Source organism: Mesorhizobium sp. M1307, assembly GCF_040318155.1.
Classification (GTDB): domain Bacteria; phylum Pseudomonadota; class Alphaproteobacteria; order Rhizobiales; family Rhizobiaceae; genus Mesorhizobium.
In genome coordinates, this window is the sequence record NZ_JAMYLR010000011.1 from 58439 (window position 1) to 78288 (window position 19850).

Genomic DNA, 19850 nt, shown 5'->3' on the forward strand with positions numbered 1-19850 from the left:
CTACGCCGTTTGTCGCTCGGCACTGGCCAAGTCCATCGGGCTCGGACGCAAGCTGTCAAGCGAAGCCGCAACACGCCCTGCAAGATCGATTTTGACATCAAGCCATCAGAAGCCATCTTGCTAGCAGGAGCCTATACGATGGGTGCCAAGGAGTCTGATATGGCCGAGCCACAACTCTCAGTCCGCAGCGCTAAAGCGCGTGATCTTGCACACCGGCTTGCCCGCCGTGAAAACCGCTCGATTGCGGAGGTGGTCGAGCGCGCCCTCGAATCTTACGAGGTCCGCGAGGCCGGTCGTGAGCCTGCTTCTGCCTTCTATCCGCGGCTTTCAGCGCAATCCGGCACAGACATCGACCTTGAGGCGGTGATCCGTGAGAGTCGCCGGCCGAATCGAGGCGTCGAGCTTTGATCTTTGTCGATACCAACGTCGTTTCCGAAACGTTGAAAGGACCCCAGACGAGGCAGTCATTGCCTGGCTGATCCGATACGATGCCGAACTCGCGCTTCCAACCGTGACGATTGCCGAGATCGCCTTCCGCATCCAGAAGATAAGACCCGGATCAACGTGCCGAACGGCTGGAGCAAGGGTTGGCGGACTGGCGCCGGCGTTTCGCATCTCCGGTCTGACAGAAGAGGCTGCGCTGGTTTATGGGGAAATTTTGGGTGCTGCTGCTCGCCAGGGACGCGGCATGTCGGCACCCGATGGCATGATCGCGGCGATCGCTCGAGTAAACGGTGGCCGCCTCGCCACGCGCAATCTGACTGACTTCGAGACGGCAGGACTCGTTCTGACATCTCCTTGGGAGTTCTGAAGCGTTTTCCTGTCGTCGCTTTTGTTCAAGCCCCATCTGCCTGTCAAAGACGGGCTGAAAGGCCGTCAAAGCGCAGGCGAGCGATATCAGGTTCGATTTGCATGCCGTCAAAATCCCCCGAAGGTCACTCGAAGCGGCTCAGCGGCAGCCTGACCGGGTACGGCAACCGACCTGCCTTTTCTTCGGGAAAACCATTAGGCTCGCTGGGCTTGCGAGACGGCGAGAGATGCCCGATCTGAAACAGATGCCGGATGTAAAACAATTGAAATTGCTCGGCGTCCTGGCAGCGACGGCGATCGGTCTATATGTCTGCTATCTGCTGGCGTGGCCTTTTTTGCCGGCATTGACCTGGGCGCTCGTCCTGGCAATCATTCTGTCTCCGGCTCATCGGTGGGTTGAGAGACGGGTCGGAAATCGAAACCTGGCAGCGCTGATATCGGTAAGCTTCGCGGCGATCGCTGTCGGCCTGCCGCTGGCGCTCGTCGCACAACAGCTCGTTCGCGAGGCGGTAAACGGAGCGACTTATCTGGAGGAGGTCATCCGCGGTTGGGACGCAGACGGCTTCATGTCTGGCTATCCCACGCTTTCGGCCATTGCCCAATGGATCGAGAACCAATTCGATCCGGCCGGTTCAGTCGCCGCATTCGTGCAATGGCTGACGGGACAAAGCACATCGCTATTGCGTGGCTCCATCTATCAAGTCGCGATGTTCGGCCTGACATTTTATCTTCTGTTCTATTTTCTGCGCGACCGCCAACATGGCCTGCAAGCCGTCGCGGGCCTTTCGCCCCTGCGCGCGCCGGAGACAGCCTACATCTTGTCCCGCTTTGCGGAGACCGTCCATGCAACACTACTCGGCACCGTGTTCGTTGCCGCCGTCCAGGGGACATTGGGTGGCCTGATATTCTGGTGGCTCGGCCTGCCCACCCCGGTCTTTTGGGGCCTTGTCATGGGACTTCTTGCCATCGTGCCTGTGCTCGGGGCGTTTGTGATCTGGGTGCCCGCAGCGGTCTATCTCGCATTGGAGGGGGCTTGGGCCAGCGCGGCGATATTGACCGTCTGGGGCGGCGTCATCGTCGGTGGCATCGACAATCTGCTCTATCCGATGCTTGTCGGGAACCGGTTGCGCCTCCACACGGTGGTGGCCTTTATCGGCGCGGTCGGCGGCATCGTCTTGTTCGGAGCATCCGGCCTTGTCCTCGGACCTGCGGTGATCGCCATCACAATCAGCCTCATCGATGTGCTAAAGACTCGATTGACCGACCGGCCCAAGGCGATGCCGGCGCGCCCTGGTGGGCTACCACATCAGTCCGTGACGGATTGATCAAGCGCGCGAAAAGGGCGCTGGCCTTCGAGTGGTAGCGCGAAACCTGAACAACCTCTGCGCAGACATCTCAATGAAGGCAAGCACATCAGCCAGGCTGCTGTATTGCGGCAAGCTTCCAGTCACCGCCGTCCTGCCGCGTAAAGGTCCACAGTTCGGTTGTCTCCGTCGGCTGATCGGCCTGGCCCTCGACAATCTTGCCGCTGATGCGGTCGCGGGTCACGTCGCGAGACTCATAGCGCAAAGCAGCCGTCGCGTAGTCGCGATCACCCTCCCGCCAACTTTCCGCAATATCGGCCTCCACCAGGCCGACGTCCGATACATCGTTCCTGACGCCCTTTTTGGCATTGTCGGCAAGTTCCTCGGACAGATAGGACACCATCTCGGACGTCACCAACCGGCGCAATGCAGCATGGTCCTCACGCCCGAACGCCTCCTGAACTTCCGTCAGCCGTTGCTGGAACGTGTCGAGGTCGGTTTGGGTGAGTGTGATCTCATCGGAAGCACTGGCTTGGGAAGGATTGCCTTGGCTCGTTCCGCCATATCCTGACCCAATAGCCCGAATGGGGAACGCTGTGGCGTTGCTTGGCTCGGGCCGGGCTGCTGCGTTGCGCCCAAAGCTCGCTGTAGCGCGCGAGACACCCGCCATAGCGGGCGCTGGGCTTTGCGCCGCCTGCGAGCGGAAAAAGCGAATCGCCAGCATGATCGCGCCGCCGAACAGCAGTACTTGCAGCAAAAGACCCAACATGCCGGCCAAGCCGCCGAACCCATGGCCCAGAAGAACGCCGATCAAACCGCCGAGAAGCAGCCCACGCATCATCGATCCGCCGAGGCCGTTGAAGAAGCCCGGGCGCTGGAATGCCTGCGGCTGACGGGCCGCATTGTTCGTTGCCGCATTGGGCGTCATCGAGCGCTCGACCGGTGCGGCCGGTTGCGGCGCAACTCTGGTCGGCGGGACCGGCTGGAAAGTGCGCATGCCGCGACTGCCGAAGCTGCCGCCACGGCGCGCGTCGGCGTGATCCACCGCGACCATGGAAAATGCCAGGAACAACCCCGCAAACAAAACTGCAAACCGTCCCCAACGCGAAATCAGCATAGGCAAGTCCTCAAGTGACACTCTTTCCGGTCATATGGGGTGCGTCGATCGAAATATCAGTGAATCGTCCGCCGAGATATTTTCGGGCGGCATGGTCGGCCGCCCGCCGGGGTTCACGACGAGAATGTCTGCCCTACCCAAGTGCGATGATCGCTGTTCGTTCACGCAGGCTCCCGCACCCGGCCGACCGGCATCGGTCGCGTCAACCGCAGCGGTCATGCAAGCGTCGGGTCACTGGTCTCCCGGCGACGATGCCGACGGTCTCCCGGCGACGGCTCGATTGACATACAGCTTTCCTATGTACTATCAACATATCTGGAAAACCTGCCATACAGGTTTGCCCACTCCTGAACTGGAGATTGCGTGAGCACGGCCGTATCCGCAAAACATTCCGACGCAGCGAGTCTGGTCAGCAACACGATCGGCGAGATCACGCGCCATATCCGCGCGCATGAGCTCGGGCCCGGCGACCGGCTGCCCAGCGAGGCCGCGCTTTCGAGACAATTGAGCGTCTCGCGTACCGTGGTTCGCGAGGCCTTCAGCTCGCTCGCCGCCATGCGGCTTATCGACCTGAGGGCGGGCAGACGGGCTACCGTCGCCGAGCTGGATTATGGCGCCATGTCACTGGTGATCGAGCATGGCGTCCACACCGAGCAGATCACGGTGCAGCAAATCTACGACGTGCGCCGCACGATTGAGACCCGCACCGCCATGCTGGCGGCCTTGCGCAGAACAGCCGACGAAGTGGAAAGGATCAGGACGCACGCGCTCGCCATGCGCGAGAATTTCCAGCGGCCGGAACAGGTCATGGAGCACGATCTCGCCTTTCACCTCGAAATCGCCAAGGCTGCGAAGAATCCGGTTTTCAGCCTCATCGTCGGCGCGTTCGAGCGCGTATCGCGCCAGACCTGGCCGATCGGCTGGCGGAGCCGCCCTTCGGATGCCGAGCAGTTGGCGATGATCCAGATCCATATCGACCTCGCCGAAGCAATCGAGACCGGTGATCCCCAGTCGGCGCGTGACCTGATGGCGAGGCATTTTGACGAGAGCGTCAAGGCCCTGCTGGCGGCCGGCATCGCCTGAGGAGCAGGGGCGCAATGAAGATCACGAAACTGGAAACGCTGCGGCTCAAGGAGCGGCCGAACCTTCTCTGGGTCCTGGTTCACACGGACGAAGGCCTCGTCGGACTCGGCGAGACCTTCTTCATGGCTGAAACCGTCGAGACCTATCTGCACGAATATGTCGCGCCGTGCGTGATCGGGCGCGACCCCTTGCAGATCGACCTGCTTGCCGCCGACCTCGTCGGCTATCTCGGTTTCCGATCGACGGGCGCGGAAGTCAGGGGCAATTCCGCTTTCGACATCGCGCTTTGGGATCTGTTCGGAAAGGCGACCGGTCAGCCGATCGCACAACTCCTCGGCGGGTTCACCAGGCACGAGATCAGGACCTACAACACCTGTGCCGGAACCGAATACATCAAGAAGGCCACCGGGCAGACGACGGCCAACTACGGGCTCGATAAGCCCGGCGACGCCTATGATGATCTGAACGGCTTCCTTCACCGCGCCGACGAACTGGCGCATTCGTTATTGGAGGAAGGCATCACGGCCATGAAGATCTGGCCCTTCGACATGGCCGCCGAGAAAACGCGCGGCCAGTACATATCGCAGCCCGACTTGAATTCCGCGCTGGCGCCATTCGAGAAAATCCGCAATGCGGTCGGCGACAAGATGGACATCATGGTTGAATTCCATTCAATGTGGCAGCTGCTGCCGGCCATGCAGATCGCTCGCGAGCTTGCCCCCTACAAGACCTTCTGGCACGAAGATCCGATCAGGATGGACAGCCTGTCCAGCCTGAAACGCTATGCCGAGGCTTCGCTGGCGCCGATATCGGCTTCTGAAACGCTCGGTTCCCGGTGGGCCTTCCGCGACCTTCTCGAAACTGGAGCGGCCGGTGTCATCATGCTTGATATCAGCTGGTGCGGCGGGCTCTCGGAGGCGCGCAAGATCGCTGCCATGGCTGAAGCATGGCATCTGCCGGTCGCGCCACACGACTGCACCGGTCCAGTGGTGCTCGGCGCATCGACCCACCTGTCGCTGAATGCGCCGAACGCGCTTGTCCAGGAGAGTGTCAGGGCCTTTTACAAGACCTGGTACCGCGACCTTGTGACCGCTTTGCCGCAGGTGAAGAACGGCATGATCACCGTGCCTCCCGGACCGGGCCTCGGCATGGAACTGAACCCGGAGATCGATCGCGCCTTCACGGCGCTTCGACGGGTGAGCGACGCATCTACTCTCTGAAACAACCTGAAGCAGCTTTCTACGGAGGAGGAGAACCATGAAGAAGCTACTTATCTCGGCAGCCTTGGCAGCAGTACTGGCTGGAGGCTCGGCAATCGGCTCACGCGCACAGGAGCCGATGAACATCGTCTTCACGCATCATTCGTCGGCGTCGAACCCGTTCTGGCAGGCGGTGAAGAAGGGGTTTGACGACGCCTGCGCCAAGATCCAGGCCAATTGCCAGATGGTCTTCACGCAGACCGAAGGCTCGATCGAGCAACAATCGGCCAACATGCAGGCGGCACTCGCGGCAAAACCGGACGCGCTGATCACCTCGATCGTCGACAACAATGCCTTCGACCAGATCATCGCCGACGCGCGCGCTGCCGGCGTCACGGTCATCGCGTCCAACGTCGACGACACCGAGGGTGCAGCCGGCAATGCCCGCCAGGCTTTCATCGGCCAGGGCTTCATTCCCGCCGGCTACGAACTCGGCAAGAAGATGTCCGAGTTCTTCCCCAAGGAAGGCAAGATCAGGGCGCTCGTCGGCGTCTCCGCGCCCGGTCAGAACTGGTCGGAACAGCGCGCTGCCGGCGTCATGAAGTTCCTTGAGGAATACAAGGCCGCGAATGCCGGACGCGAAGTGGTCATTGAACGGCTCGACACCGGCACAGATGGCGCCGTCGTCGCCGATCGTGTTGGCGCCTATCTGTCTGCCCACCCGGACACCACGGTGTATTTCGACACCGGCCTTTGGCATGCCTACGTGGCCCAGGTCCTGATCGATCGCGGCATCGAGCCGGGCAAGGTGCTGATGGGCGGCTTCGACATCGTCTCGGAAGTCCTGCAACAGATGGAAGCGGGTTACATCCAGGTCCAGGTCGACCAGCAGCCCTACATGCAGGGGTTCATGCCGGTGATGGAAGCCTATCTCGCCAAGAACGTCGGTCTGCTGCCGGCAGACATCGACACCGGCAAGGGCATCATCGTCAAGGAAGACGTGCCGAAACTCAAGGAACTGGCCGCACAAGGCGTGCGGTAGGCGCGAAGCCGGCGTCCTCTGCTCGTTCTTTACGCGGAGAGGGCAAGGGGGAGGGCCAGGCAGCACGGCCTTGGGCGTTGGGTCCGTCCCATCCTCCAACGGCATCTCCCCCGTCAAAGGCGGTAGAAGACAGACTGCCGCCATCCCCTTGCCGATGCGACAAGCCAGCGCAAACAATCCCAAGCCGGAGCGAATGATGAAGCGCTTGATGAAGATTTATCTGGAGAAGCCGGAGCTTGCGGCGGTCGTGTTCCTGCTCCTCCTCCTCCTCGTCTTTCAGATTCGCTCGAACGGCGTATTTCTAAACACACAGAACGTGCGCGGAATGCTTGGGCTGCTGCCTGAAATGGGGCTGGTCGCGATCGGCGTGACCCTGCTGATGATATGCGGCGAGTTTGATCTTTCCGTAGGCTCGGTATTTGCGCTGACCCCGATGACCATGGCGGTGATGCTGGCGGCAGGCGTGCCGTTCGCGCCGGCTTTTGCCGCCGGGCTCGCCATCGCCGCCCTGATTGGCTTCTTCAACGGGTTCATAACGATTCGTTTCGCGATACCAAGTTTCATCACCACGCTTGGCATGCTGTTCATCGCGCGTTCGCTGACGGTGGTAATCTCCGGTGGCTTCCCTCCTGTCATCCCGGCCAACGCTCTGCCCAAATGGCTGTTTACGATCTATGTGGGGCCGGGCGACCTCTTTCGCATGTCGTTCTTCTGGTTTCTCGCCGTGGCAATCCTGGCGACGGTGCTTCTGTCGCGCACGAATTTCGGCAACTGGGTGCGCGCCACCGGCGGCTTTCTGCCCGCCGCGCAATCGATGGGGATCCCGACGGCCCGGGTGAAGGTCGCCTGCTTCATGATCTGTTCGGTGCTCGCCGGCTTTGCCGGCACCATTCAGGTGATGCGGCTCGGCGCGCCGCTGCCTTCGATCGGCGAGGGGCTGGAGTTGCAAGCTGTGTCGGCTGCCGTCATCGGTGGCGCCTCGCTGACTGGCGGCATTGGCACCATCTTCGGCGGCATCATCGGGGCTGCCCTGATCCGCGTCATCGACAACGGACTGGTGCTGAGCCAGGTTGACGCCAACTGGTTCAAGATGGCAATCGGCTTCCTGACTATCTTCGCGGTCGTCGTGAACGCCTGGCTTCGAAAGCGGGGCAGGGCAATGAAGGTGGAGACCTGATCATGGCGGCACCCATCATCGCGATCAAGGGACTCCAGAAATGGTATTCCGGCGTCCACGCCTTGAAGAACGTCACTCTGGACATTTATCCAGACGAGGCGCTGGGCCTTGTCGGCGACAACGGCGCCGGCAAATCGACGCTGATCAACATCCTGTCAGGCACCCAAAAGCCCGATGGCGGCGAGATCAGGATCGAAGGTGAACCGGTCCGATTCTCGAACCCGCGCGACGCCATGGATCGCGGCATCGAGACGATCTACCAGTACAATTCAATGGTCCCGACCATGACCATCGCCCGCAACGTTTTCATCGGACGCGAGCCGGTGAAGGGCTCGGTTTTCGGCATCGGCATCCTGGATCAGAAGCGCATGCGTGACGAAAGCGTCAAGGCGATCGCCGACGTCGATCTGCATCTGAGGTCGCCCGATGCGCTGGTCGGCGAACTGTCGGGCGGCCAGCGCCAAGGCGTGGCGATCGCCCGGGCCATGCACTTCAAGTCGAAAGTCATGATCCTCGACGAGCCGACCAATCATCTCTCGGTCAAGGAGACGCGAAAGGTGATCGGCTTCGTTCGCGCCCTCAAGGCCCAGAACATCACCAGCGTCTTCATCAGCCACAACATGCATCATGTTTTCGAATGCTGTGACCGGGTCGTGGCGATGGCGCGCGGCGAGATCGTTCTCGACAAGCGCATCGGCGAGACTTCGATCGAGGAAATCCACGAGGTTCTGTGACGCGGAGAAGCGATCACTTGCGAGCCGCTCTGCTGGTAGAGATCAGTCTGCGCCTTCCGCAAGGATCGCCTCAGCGGTTTTCTCGTCGGTGATCAGCACATCGACGACTCCCAGACGCAACACGGCGCGCAGCACCGGAACCTTGTCGAGGCCGCCGGAGGGCAAGATCACAGTGTCGACGTCGCGCAGATGTTCGGGGGCGAGGCCGATGACACGGCTGTTTAGCGGGTGATCGACGAGTTGTCCGTCGGCGCCGATCCAGTGGCCGCAAATATCGCCGACGGCTCCGGCTTCGCGGAGCGATCTGAGATCATCGTCTCCTACCAGTCCGATCCGAAAGATGGTGGCGTCCTTGTGCACCGCGCCCACCGAAACGAAAGCGGCGTCAACGTCGCGGGCATGGGTGAAGGCGTCTTCCAGAATAGACTGGCGCATAAGCAGATCGCGCGTGGCCTCCGTATCCGTGAATACCGGTGCTGCGATGTAGAAGCATTCCGCATCGAAAAGCGCCGCGAGCCGCGAGGCGATTTCATAGATGTTGATCGCCGATCCACGCGTGAGCCCGCCAAGCAGGGAAACGACCGACATGCCTTTGACGGGGCGTACGGTCACTGACCGCAGACTAAGCTGGAGCGTCCGTCCCCATCCCACGCCCACCGATATCCCGTCACGGATTCTATGCGACAGGGCTTCACCGGCAGCGGCTGCGATCACCTGTGGCACCAGGGTAGGATCGGGCGGTGTCGGAACCACGATTGGGTCGGAAACGCCATAGGCGTCCCGCAGCCGGTTCTCCAGCTCGATGCAGTTCGCCACCTTGGAATTGATGCGAATCTGAACGATCCCCCGCTGACGGGCATGCGCCAGCATCCGGTTGACGCGAAGGCGTGTCAGGCCAAGAGCCTTGGCGATTTGCGCCTGCGTCAGGTCACCGACATAAGCAAGCCAGGCGGCGCGCACGAGCAGCCCTTCCTCGCGATCGGCCGTGACGGAACTCGTGACGGCTTGGCGGCCGTCGCGTTTCTTTCGTGCTGGTTTCTCCATCAGATCATCCTGTCCACTCCGCGGCAGCGGGTCCCGAGCGGGTTCGGCGGAGCCATGTGCTCATCGATATGAGGCATCAATCGAGTCTCCCGGCTCCGCTAGCCTCGATGATAGCGGTCGAAGGACAAAACCAGCGGAGCATCATGGCAAATTGCGTCGATGATGGCCCTCGTCAGCGGCAGGCGATCGTGGGGAAGTACACCCCGGGCCATCATATTCTTCAAAGTCGGACCAAGGTCCAGCGCCAGTTGCGCGCCCTCGACCGTGTCCGAACTCATATGTTCGCGCTTCGCCACCGAATAGGGCAGGCCGCGGCCGAGCAGGCGCCCCATGCGACCGTTACGGCCCGCCTGGCAGGTCACATAAAGATCGCCGGAGCCGGCCAGCCCCAGCACTGTTTCGACCTTTCCACCCAGAGCTTCGACCAGAATCGCCATCTCGGCGAGGGACTGCGAGAAAAGCGACGAGGCTAGGTTGTGCATGAGCGCGCCATTGGGCGCCTTGCCGTCGCGCTCGAGCAGCCCGACGGGAGCCCCAACGGCGAGTGTGTAGAAATTCTTGAACGCAGCGCAGATCTCGACGCCGACGAGATCGGATGACGATCGCGCATGATAGAAAGGCGCGCGCAGAATGCGGGACGCCGCGGCGACCTGGTCGGGATCGTGCCCGGCCATGATCACAGAGGTGTCGCGCTGCGCCGCCAGTTCGCCGGCAATGCACGGTCCGCCGACGGCCATGACCGGGACAGACAAGCCAGTGCGTTGCTCGATCTCGCGGGCAAGTAGATGTGGCAGGATTTCCACGCCTTCGTCGCTTGCTGCAAGTCCTTTCGTAATCATCAGTATCGGCACGGGCGACTTGATGCTTTCTGCAATGCGGTCGATCGCCCAAGGAATGCCGGCCGACGAGACGCCGAGTACAAGCAGATCGGGTCCATCGTTCATCGCCGCCCCGAATTCGGTCCAGGAACAGGCGGTTACCACATCAGGCAGAGTGATGTTGAGGCGTGGGTGATGACTTGTGCTGGCCACGGAGCCGACGATCTCCTCATCGAGATGGGTCCCGACAAGAGTGATGCGGTTACCAGCGTGAGCGGCCGGAAGCGTCATGGCAGAGCCCATGACGCCGGCGCCGAGGATGAGGATCCGCGCCATTCAACTTCTTCCCTTGTCCAGCCGCTCGCCGCTACCTTGGTCGAACAGGTGGATTCGCTCAGGCGCCGGCTCCAGATGGATCACAGCTCCTGGAGCGAGCTCCATGCGGTCATGCAGCACCGAGCAGATCGCGATGTTGCCCATGCTGGCAAAGATGTGGATTTCGGGGCCAGTCGGCTCGACAACCGTAATCCTCGCCGGAATGCCGCGCCCGTCGGCCACTGGTCGAAGATGTTCGGGGCGAATGCCGTAGATCACCTTTTGGCCGGGCCGGACCGCAGCCCCTGGCGGCAGCGGGAGCGATAGCTCGTCGGTCCGCACCACCCAGACGTCGCGCTCGGCAGCCACCTCGCCATGGAACATGTTCATTGCGGGCGAGCCGATGAAGGAGGCGACGAAGAGATTTGCCGGGCGATCGTAGACATCGAGCGGGCGCCCGATCTGCTCGATGTGGCCGTCGCGCATGATGACGATGACATCGGCCATGGTCATGGCCTCGATCTGGTCATGCGTGACATAGACTGTGGTGGTCTTCAGCCGCTGGTGGAGTTCCTTGATTTCGGTGCGCATCTGCACGCGCAGCTTGGCATCGAGATTGGACAGGGGCTCGTCGAACAGGAACACAGTTGGGTCCCGCACGATGGCGCGACCCATGGCGACGCGCTGCCGCTGGCCGCCCGAAAGCTGGCGGGGATACCGTTCCAGATAGGGTGTCAGGTTGAGAATCGATGCCGCCCACCCGACCTTCTGTTTGATTTCTTCGGTTGGGCGGTTCTTCAACTGCATGGAAAAGGCCATGTTGTCGAAGACGGTCATGTGCGCGTAAAGCGCGTAATTCTGGAAGACCATCGCGATGTTGCGGTCTTTGGGATGGAGCATGTTGACGACCCTGTCGCCTATGGCGATCTCACCGGACGTGATGGGCTCGAGACCGGCTATCATGCGCAACAAAGTGGACTTGCCGCAGCCGGAGGGCCCCAACAGAACGACGAACTGGCCATCCTCGATCGAGAGATCGAGTCCATCGATAATGGAGAGGGCGCCATAGTCCTTCTTTATGTTGCTGATGGTGACAGACGCCATAAATTGCTACCCTTCGATTGCCCTTGCCGGTTGGATCGCATTTTCGCCATGCGAGCGATTGGCGATCGGATGCGCTCTCACCATTCGCTCTCCAGAAACTCTTCCAAGAGTCCCGCATCGGCGGCCAGGTTGACAAAGGACCATCGGCCGCGGATTTCTCGCGAATAGCGAATGGCGTCGTGCCAAAGCGCGCGCGGCAGGCCTAGTTCCGCGCCGGTGACCGGCCCTCCCGCAGCCTTGAGTGCTGCCTCCATGCGGGCGACCGGCATTGCCATGGGCCGAACCTCCTGGCGCAGCGCCGGCCAGATTTCCGCAAGCCTGCGGTTGAAGATTTCCGACTGGCTGGCGTCGAGTGCCGTCTTCTTCATCTCGGCAATGCAAAGTGGTCCAAGTTGCGCGCCATAACGGGCCAGCATCGCCGCCTCGTCGATGGCGGTCGGCTTCACCTGCGGCGGCTTTTCCCTGTCCAGCAGCCGCGCTTGCAGCCGCGCCATGACCAGCGAGGCAACCCCGACCTGCTGGCCGTGCGTGGTGCCGGGATGATGGTCTTGCGCGAACATGTCGACCCAATGGGAAATCTGGTGCTCTCCCATGGACCCGGGATGGGAAACGCCGGCAAAGCACACGCCCATCGAGCACAGCGTCAGGACGCGCTGGAGATGCCCGACAGCGGTGACGTCATGCCTGGCAAGGCCAGGCGCATGGGCCAGCATCGGCTCCTCATCGCCCGCCTGCAGCTGGTAGGGCACCTCGGAATAGTAAGTGTCGAACAGCCGATGCGAAGCCCACCAGTCGATCTGGGCCGTGGAGCGGCAGAGGCTGTCGCCAAGCCCGGCGGCGCTGAGCCAGGCGGGCGCTGCGGCCGACACGCCAAGGTCCAGGAAGATGCCCCGGGGCGCGTGTGAAGGCAGCGAGATCTTGAGCCCGGAGGCCAAGGTCACCGACGCTGTCGAGGCGCCGTAGCCATTCATCGAGGCGGCCGTGCCGAAGACGGCATAGGGCCGCTCGTCGAGAAAGGTTGCATGCTTGCAGCCGTCATTGAGAACGCCGGATCCGACGGCCACGACGCCGTCGGCGTGACGCGTCTTCTCCCTGACCATCTGGATCATTGCCTCATCGCAGTCGAGGCCGTCAGGCAGCACGATTTCGTCGATGTCGGCGATGGCACGCAGCGCCTTCGCGACGCGCCTGCCCATCACATCGACGGTGTTGATATCGGAGACCACGGCGATGCGGCTGCCTAGCTTCAGCGGCGCAACGAGATCCGCCTCGCGGCCTTCCGTCGTCTCCAGCAATTCGATCGTCTGGAACGGCAGGACCGCGGCCGCGCCTGTCTTGGGATCTGTCCAGCGTCCAGCGACAACGTCCTCGATCAACGCGTTCCAGTTGGTCGTTTCAGCCATGATCGGCCTCCATGAAGGCCGCGAGGCGTTGGTTCCAGGCTGCAAGCGTTGGCCAAAGATCAGCATGGATCGCAAGAAGTTCGGCGTAGAGCGCGGCCCGTTTCGTGTTCGGTTCGAAGGTTTTGGCCGGCTCGCTGGCCATTGCGAGCGACGCTTCGGCGATGGTGGAAAACCAGCCCACCCCCTTTGCCGCCGCCATCGCCGCGCCTAGCGAGGAGGCTTCGACAGTCGTCGAACGTTTTACGGGACGATCGAGTGCATCCGCCAGAATCTGCATCCACAGGTCGGACTTCGCTCCTCCGCCGATCGCTATGAACTGGTCGATGGTCTGGGCGGCAGCCGCAGCCGCCCGCTGACTTGTCGCGGCCTGATGCAGCGCTATGCCTTCCAGCACGGCGCGATAGATGTCGCCGCGGCGGCTCGAGCCCGAAAGCCCGGCAATCACACCACGGGCCGCACTATCCCAGTGTGGGTCCATGACGCCCTGCCAGTAGGGCAGGAGCATTATGCCGCCTGCGCCGATCGGGCTGGCAGCGGCTTCGGCCTCGAGCGTCTCCAAGGCATCATTTGCGCCATGCAGATCGACGCCAAGCATTTCGCGCGCCATCCAGTCGACAAGAAAAGTGCCGGCGCGAAGGCACGTCTCGTAGATGTAGCCATCATCGGCGACCGCCGTTTCGGTGCGGAAGGCCTGGTCGTGGACGTAGTCCGTGCCGAAGCTGCCGGAGACGACCGCCGTGCCGAGGTTGATGTAAGCGCATCGCGGCTGCAACACACCTGCGCCCGTGCCGGCGCATTGACCGTCGCCGCCGCCGGCGATGATCGGCGTGCCCTCGCGCAGGCCCGTCGAAATGGCCGCTTCCGAAGTTAGTTGGCCTAGAACGGTGCCGGGCCGCGCCAGGTCTGGCATCATGCGCCGGGCGACGCCCGCTGCCTCCAGTATATCGTTCGACCAGTCCATAGCCCGCATATCGAGTATGCCCATCGGGTCGGCGGATGCGGTGGACGTCACCCACCGGCCGCTCAAGCGAAAGGCCAGATAGCCGTGGACTTCGGCCATCCGCTCCACGCGGGCAAAAATCTCGGGCTCTTGCTCGCGAAACCAGATCATGCGGTAGAGGCAAGGAATGACGTCCAGCGGCTTGCCGGATATTGCGTGGACGCGTGCCGCGCCGAAACTCTCGCCGAAGCGACGTGCTTTCCCACGGGCGCGCTCATCGAGCCAGAGCGTCGCCGGCCCGACCGCTTCGCCTTGCTCGTCGAAAAGTCCGAAGCTTTCGCGCTGGTTGGCAATCGCAAGGGCGGCAATGCGTGCCGGCGAAACTGTTGCCGCGACACCACGAAGCGCTGTGACCGTCGAGGCCCACCATTCGGCCGGATCCTGCTCGAAATAGCCCGAACGCGGGTTGGATATTGCAAGGGGTGCACGACCTTCAGCCACGGCCAGACCATTGCGGTCCCAGGCGATCGCCTTGGTTGCCGAGGTCGAGGAATCAATGCCGATGACGAGATCAGGAACCATTGCCGCCACGTTGCCAACGGGCGAGGGCGGTCGAAACCGCCTCCGCCCCCAAATCACTGATTAGCCGCTAAAGATCGGCGTCCTTGACTTTGCCGTCGACAATGCCGGCAATGGCATCCAGGCAAGCCTTGGCATCGCCGCCATAGTCTTGGCCCGTAAGCAACTTGCCGAGCTCAACCGGAATGTCGTTGTTCGACAGATCCGCCCAGATCGGCATGTCCGGCTCAGATCCCATCTGGTTGTCGATAGTGTATTTGATCGCGTCGAAATGGCGTGTCGTTCCGGGGCCGACAACGGCCTTCGCCTTGACCCGAGGATCTGTAAAAGAGGAATTGCGCATCGGCGAGGCGCCGCCGCCGAGCGTCGATACCCGCGCCATCACATCCTTCGAGCAGACCCACTGCATGAACAGCCATGCCGCTTCCTTGTTCTTGGAATATTGCGACAGCGAAATCGTCGAGCCACCCTGGTGGCCGACGGCCGGGATTTCGTTGAAGCCGCAATCGGCAGCGGCGCGACGGCCAGGAACTTCCTTCGGCGCGGGCAGGGCCTCGAACAGGCCTTTGACCTTGGAATCGTTGGCGTCGAAGCCGGGGAAATCCTCGCCCCAGGTGATTGCCATGGCGGCCTGACCCTGTGTCAACGCCTGCCCCTGACCGTCCCAGGTCCACGTCGTCGCCGACGGCGGCGAGTTCTTGACCAGCTCCTGATAGAATTGCAGTCCGGCCACGCCGCGTTCGTCATTGCCGACAAACTTCTTGTCTTTGTTGAAGATCGAACCGCCATGGCCCCACAATGCGAAGGTCCAGTCGCATTCCAGCGAATAATGGCCGGACTTCGCCTGGCATGCTGTGCCGAAGATGCCGTTGCTTTTTTCTGCCTCTGTGAGCGCCTGCACGGCCTTGAGGTAGGCGTCGAGGTCTGTCGGCAGGGCAATGTTGTGTTTGTCGAAAAGATCCTTGCGGTACATCAGGATGAAGATCGGAATATCGAATGGAATTCCGCACTGTTTGCCGTTGTACATGGCGATGCCGTCGACCAGCGGCTTGGAGAAATCGTCCCAGTCGAAGTTGGGCATCGCCAGGTCTTTGTTCTGGTCATAATACTCGCGAGGATCGACGACATCCTGGGCAAACGTCGCCATCCAGGACTGGTCGAGATAGTAGACGTCGTAGGTGCCAAGCTGGCCCTGTACGTCTTGCGTCGCCTTGGCGAGAACCTGCTCCAGCGGCACGATCTCGACTTCCACCTCAATGCCGGTTGCCTTGGTGAATTCACCCGCGACAAGCTGGTTGGCAACGATCGTTGGCGGCGTCGCTTCCGAGGTGTAGCGGATTTTGGTGCCGGCATATGGTTTGCCGACGTCGGCCAGCCACTTCAGCATATCGGCGTCCTGGGCGCGGGCTTCCTCAACCCCGAGGCCCAGCATCCCCCGACTGGTGCGGCCGCCACCTAGCATGGCTGATCCGAAGGCGGAAAAGCCGACACCAGCGAGCGCCATCTTCCTCATGAAGTCGCGTTTGGTTATCCGGCGCGCCGTAAAGTCATTGCAGGTATCGGCGACGAATGTCTTCTTGTCGTGTTCACTGAAGCTCATGATCGTTCCTCCATTGCGTTTTTGTCGTCGTTCTTCTCGTCTGCGCCTCACTCCTTCAGCGATCCGAGGGTGAGGCCGCGGACCAGATGCCGTTGAACCAGCAGGATAAAGATGAAGCTGGGTATGATCGCGGACGTGCCGAGCGCCGTGATGTAGCCCCACTCGGTCGCGGTCGAGGTGACAAAGGTCGAGATCTTCACCGGCACAGTGCGGATCGACGTCGTCAGGAACAGTGAGAGCAGGAACTCGGTCCACGAAAAGATGAAACACAGCACGGCCGTCGCAGCGATGCCGCCCTTGACCATGGGAAGGACCACGCGTCGGAACGTCTGCCAGCGCGTCGCGCCGTCAATCAGCGCCGCCTCATCAACCTCGCGCGGAACATCGTCGAAGAACGACTTCAAAAGCAGAACCGCCAGCGGCAGGTTGATCAAACTGTGAACGAGGATGAGCCCCGTATAAGTATCGCGCAAGCCGAGATCGCGGAACATGAAAACGATCGGAATGACGATCGCGATTGGCGGCATGAAACGTTGCGAGAGAATCCAGAACAGGAAGGACTGCTGGCCGCTGAACTGCATTCGCGACAGGCAATAGGCGGCCAGCGTGGCCAGCAGCAGCGTCAGCGCCGTCGATCCGACGGCTATGATGGCGCTGTCGAGCAACGACTGACGGGAATCATAGGAACTGGCGCCACCCTTGATGACCCCGGCCGCCTCGCCGCCCTGTTCCATGCCGATGTCGACGCGTGAGACGCCAAGCAACGTCACGCGGTAATTGTCCGGCGTCGGTGTGAATCCGACGTAGACCGGTCCGCTGCGGTCGAAGATCGCCGAATAGGGTTTGATGGACGACAGGGCCCACCACGCGATCGGGAACATGAAGATCGCCACCACCAGGACTGCGAGCACGTCACGGGCGATCGTTTGGGCGCGCGACGACTCCATCAGAACCTCACCTTGAACAGCCTGACGAAGAGGTTCGACACGACGATCAAGACGACGAGCACGATCAGCGACAGGGTCGCGGCATAGGGAAAGTCTCCGGTGAAGTAGATACGGCCAGCGTAGAATGAAAGCGTCTCGGTGGCCGTGCCAGGCCCGCCGGCGGTGATGATGTAGACGTAGTCGTAGATGCGAAAGAGATCGACGCCGCGGATCAGCACCGCGACCGCTATCACCTTGCGCAGCATCGGCAATGTGAGGCGCAAGAACGTCTGGATGCCGTTGGCGCCGTCGATCGCGGCTGCCTCGAAAGGCTCCTTCGGCAGCGCCCTGAGCCCTGCCAGGATGATGAGCACCATGAACGGCGTCCACTGCCATATGTCTGCCAGCAGGATCGCCGCCAATGCGGTTCCGGGCTGCGTCAGGATCGGCTGTGCCGGCGAGATCAGGTCGAGGGCATAGAGGTAGAACGACAGGACACCGAAAGAACCGTCCTGCATCAGCAGGAACATCATTCCGGTCACCGCCGGCGGCACCACCAGCGGCAGTGTCATCAGCGCCCGCAGCACCCCGTAACCTTTGCGATCGGTGTCAAGCAGGAGCGCGATGAGGATGCCGAGCGCAAGCTGAACCGCAAGCGCGACGAAGGTGTAGATCAGCGTGGTTTCCAGCGAATGCCACATACGCGCATCCGAGAAGGCGCGCGTCCATTGGTGGAGCCCGGCGAAGTCGAGCTGTCGGGAGACGACATTGCGTTTGTGAAACGACAGCCAGACCGAATAGGCGAGGGGATAGATGCCGAAAACGAGAAGCATCACCGTGATCGGCGCGAGCCAGGGGAAAGGATGCTCGGCCGTCATGAACCGGGGCAGGGCCCATCTGGGCGTTTCGCGGGTCACGGTCACCGTGCTCACGCGCAAATCTCCGCTCGGTCACACAAACGCATCGGCCTTCTCCCTGTCGGCCAGATTGTGCCAACTTGAACTTTTGTAAGTTTGTTGTGCCTTTTGTTAAGAACGTGTCGGACGGCCGCCGATTTGTCAAGTGTCGGTTCCATCAGGCTCAGGGGTTTTTGGTCGTGGTCCCAGAGGATGCCGTGATCGCCGGGTACGGGGTTGTTTTTGGAGGGAGCGCCGCCGGCAAATGCCGTGGACCAGCATCAAAAGCGCTCAGGGCCGCCGCCAATTTTGGCAGCCCAAGGAAGGCTACGAAAGCAGGAGATCGGGAGGACAACCCGGGGGCTTTTTGGAACTCCCCTTAATCCGGCAACAGGATCTGCAGCTTTACGTCCGCCGGCCGAGCTTCGACTGCTCGGTCGAAGGCGGTGATGGAATCTTCGAAGGGGAAGGTCGCCGAAATGAGTGGCTCTAGGTCGACCCGGCCCGACCCCATCAGCGCGATTGCCCGCTCATATTGGTGGGCATATCGGAACACAGTCTCGATGCGGACTTCCTTGGTCGAGGCGGTGACGACATCGAATGCGATCGGCGCCACCGGAAGGCCGACCACCACTACCGCGCCACCGGGCCGCGGCAGATCGAGCAGGGTCTCCCATGCCTTGGACGAGCCCGAGCATTCAAACACCACGTCGGCGCCCCAGCCATCGGTCAGGCGCTTTATTTCCGCCGCCAGGTTCTTGTCGCGGACGTTGATCGGGATCACGCCTTGATAGCCGCCGGCGATGTCGAGCTTGGGTTGGGCGAGATCTGCAACAACGGCGCGGGCGCAGCCGCCGGCGAGCGCTGCGATCGCCACCATCGTGCCGATCGGCCCTGCGCCAATCACCACCGCCGTGTCGCCCGGCGCGATCTTTGCTTTGGCAGCCGCCTGCATTCCGACGGCGAAGGGCTCCACCATGGCGCCTTCGGCGAAGCTGACATTGTCGGGCAGTTTGAAAGTGTAGTTGGCGGGGTGGACGACATAGGGCGTCAGCACGCCATGGATCGGCGGCGTTGCCCAGAACCTGACCGCTGGATCGATGTTGTAGAGGCCGAGCCGGCTCGCCCGCGAATTGAGATCGGGGATACCCGGCTCCATGCAGACGCGGTCGCCGACCTTCAGATGCTCGACGCCTTCCCCCGTTTCGACGACGGTGCCGGCGGCTTCATGGCCCAAGACCATCGGCGCTTCGACCACGAACGGGCCGATGCGGCCATGCGTATAGTAGTGCACGTCGGAGCCGCAGATGCCCACCGTATGGATCTTGATGCGAACTTCGCCCGGGCCGACGGTCTGTGGCAGATCGATGTCACGCAGCTTGAGTTCGTGTTGGCGTTCAAGGACAAGGGCGCGCACGTTCGTCATCGACGTAGTCTCCTCTAAAGCTTATTGTAGGGGCCTTCGTGACCTTACTTGCACTCGGCGCGTTCATCATAGCCGCTCATTCACGGCTTCAAAATCCAGCTCGGAAAACAGGGGTGTTGCCTGATTCCGACTATCCGTACCAACTTCCCGGCCAAAGGACTTTGAAGGCCGGCCTTGCCGCTGCCGAATGCCCTCGGCGGAATGAAATAGTCGTTCGCCCCGAGACTCCCCACTCCCCAGCCTCCAAGCCAGCATCGGTCAGTCATCAACAGGGGTCCAGCAGGTGCGCGACACCCGACGCTACATGCCATGGAACGCTTGCCCAATCCGCTT

General features: G+C 61.8%; 18 protein-coding genes. 8 read left to right on the forward strand and 10 right to left on the reverse strand.

Annotated elements, in window-relative coordinates; all coding sequences use genetic code 11:
- Positions 1-159 precede the first annotated feature (159 nt).
- From NKH16_RS15415 to NKH16_RS15425, 3 genes are all read left to right on the forward strand, one after another.
- On the forward strand, positions 160-408 hold the full coding sequence (locus tag NKH16_RS15415) for a plasmid stabilization protein (RefSeq protein WP_352455498.1): 249 nt from the start codon (positions 160-162) through the stop codon (positions 406-408).
- A complete protein-coding gene (locus NKH16_RS15420; protein ID WP_352746540.1) occupies positions 371-811 on the forward strand; it encodes a PIN domain-containing protein in 441 nt (146 codons plus the stop codon). The genes NKH16_RS15415 and NKH16_RS15420 overlap by 38 nt, the downstream gene beginning before the upstream one ends.
- Before the next feature lie 226 nt (positions 812-1037).
- Positions 1038-2135: an AI-2E family transporter gene (locus NKH16_RS15425; RefSeq protein ID WP_352900243.1), complete on the forward strand. Its 1098-nt coding sequence runs from the start codon at positions 1038-1040 to the stop codon at positions 2133-2135.
- A gap of 88 nt (positions 2136-2223) precedes the next feature.
- Here the strand turns inward: NKH16_RS15425 and NKH16_RS15430 are convergent, their stop codons facing one another.
- Entirely contained in the window at positions 2224-3231 is a 1008-nt protein-coding gene (locus NKH16_RS15430; protein WP_502901462.1) for a Tim44 domain-containing protein, read from the reverse strand.
- A 363-nt stretch (positions 3232-3594) separates the two neighbouring features.
- Between NKH16_RS15430 and NKH16_RS15435 the strand changes: the two genes are divergently transcribed.
- The 5 genes from NKH16_RS15435 (at position 3595) to NKH16_RS15455 (ending at position 8466) form a co-directional block, all read left to right on the forward strand.
- Positions 3595-4314: a FadR/GntR family transcriptional regulator gene (locus NKH16_RS15435; protein ID WP_352746544.1), complete on the forward strand. Its 720-nt coding sequence runs from the start codon at positions 3595-3597 to the stop codon at positions 4312-4314.
- A 14-nt stretch (positions 4315-4328) separates the two neighbouring features.
- Positions 4329-5534 carry a mandelate racemase/muconate lactonizing enzyme family protein gene (locus NKH16_RS15440; protein ID WP_352746547.1) on the forward strand — a complete coding sequence of 402 codons (1206 nt, stop codon included), beginning with the start codon at positions 4329-4331 and terminating at the stop codon, positions 5532-5534.
- Between the two features lie 37 nt (positions 5535-5571).
- Positions 5572-6555 carry a sugar ABC transporter substrate-binding protein gene (locus NKH16_RS15445; protein WP_502895713.1) on the forward strand — a complete coding sequence of 328 codons (984 nt, stop codon included), beginning with the start codon at positions 5572-5574 and terminating at the stop codon, positions 6553-6555.
- A 196-nt stretch (positions 6556-6751) separates the two neighbouring features.
- Positions 6752-7732: an ABC transporter permease gene (locus tag NKH16_RS15450; protein WP_352450624.1), complete on the forward strand. Its 981-nt coding sequence runs from the start codon at positions 6752-6754 to the stop codon at positions 7730-7732.
- Between the two features lie 2 nt (positions 7733-7734).
- The gene (locus NKH16_RS15455; RefSeq protein WP_254819755.1) at positions 7735-8466 is read left to right on the forward strand and encodes an ATP-binding cassette domain-containing protein; all 732 of its coding nucleotides are present in this window, start codon (positions 7735-7737) and stop codon (positions 8464-8466) included.
- Positions 8467-8508: 42 nt separating this feature from the next.
- Here the strand turns inward: NKH16_RS15455 and NKH16_RS15460 are convergent, their stop codons facing one another.
- The 9 genes from NKH16_RS15460 to NKH16_RS15500 all read right to left on the reverse strand — a co-directional run bounded on the left by NKH16_RS15460 (position 8509) and on the right by NKH16_RS15500 (position 19517).
- Positions 8509-9426 (reverse strand): sugar-binding transcriptional regulator, encoded by a 918-nt coding sequence (locus NKH16_RS15460; RefSeq protein WP_352900248.1) that lies wholly within the window; start codon positions 9424-9426, stop codon positions 8509-8511.
- Between the two features lie 182 nt (positions 9427-9608).
- Positions 9609-10664 (reverse strand): hypothetical protein, encoded by a 1056-nt coding sequence (locus NKH16_RS15465; RefSeq protein ID WP_352746553.1) that lies wholly within the window; start codon positions 10662-10664, stop codon positions 9609-9611.
- Positions 10665-11747 carry an ABC transporter ATP-binding protein gene (locus NKH16_RS15470; protein WP_352746555.1) on the reverse strand — a complete coding sequence of 361 codons (1083 nt, stop codon included), beginning with the start codon at positions 11745-11747 and terminating at the stop codon, positions 10665-10667.
- A gap of 77 nt (positions 11748-11824) precedes the next feature.
- Positions 11825-13150 (reverse strand): iron-containing alcohol dehydrogenase, encoded by a 1326-nt coding sequence (locus tag NKH16_RS15475; protein ID WP_352746557.1) that lies wholly within the window; start codon positions 13148-13150, stop codon positions 11825-11827.
- Positions 13143-14672: a xylulokinase gene (locus NKH16_RS15480; RefSeq protein WP_352746559.1), complete on the reverse strand. Its 1530-nt coding sequence runs from the start codon at positions 14670-14672 to the stop codon at positions 13143-13145. Before NKH16_RS15480 ends, NKH16_RS15475 begins: the two co-directional genes overlap by 8 nt.
- Before the next feature lie 67 nt (positions 14673-14739).
- On the reverse strand, positions 14740-16269 hold the full coding sequence (locus tag NKH16_RS15485; protein ID WP_352746561.1) for an ABC transporter substrate-binding protein: 1530 nt from the start codon (positions 16267-16269) through the stop codon (positions 14740-14742).
- Positions 16270-16316: 47 nt separating this feature from the next.
- A complete protein-coding gene (locus NKH16_RS15490) occupies positions 16317-17216 on the reverse strand; it encodes a carbohydrate ABC transporter permease (RefSeq protein WP_352746564.1) in 900 nt (299 codons plus the stop codon).
- Positions 17216-18127 carry a carbohydrate ABC transporter permease gene (locus NKH16_RS15495; protein ID WP_023678780.1) on the reverse strand — a complete coding sequence of 304 codons (912 nt, stop codon included), beginning with the start codon at positions 18125-18127 and terminating at the stop codon, positions 17216-17218. Before NKH16_RS15495 ends, NKH16_RS15490 begins: the two co-directional genes overlap by 1 nt.
- 343 nt (positions 18128-18470) lie before the next feature.
- Positions 18471-19517 carry an NAD(P)-dependent alcohol dehydrogenase gene (locus NKH16_RS15500; protein WP_352900253.1) on the reverse strand — a complete coding sequence of 349 codons (1047 nt, stop codon included), beginning with the start codon at positions 19515-19517 and terminating at the stop codon, positions 18471-18473.
- Between the last annotated feature and the right edge of the window lie 333 nt (positions 19518-19850).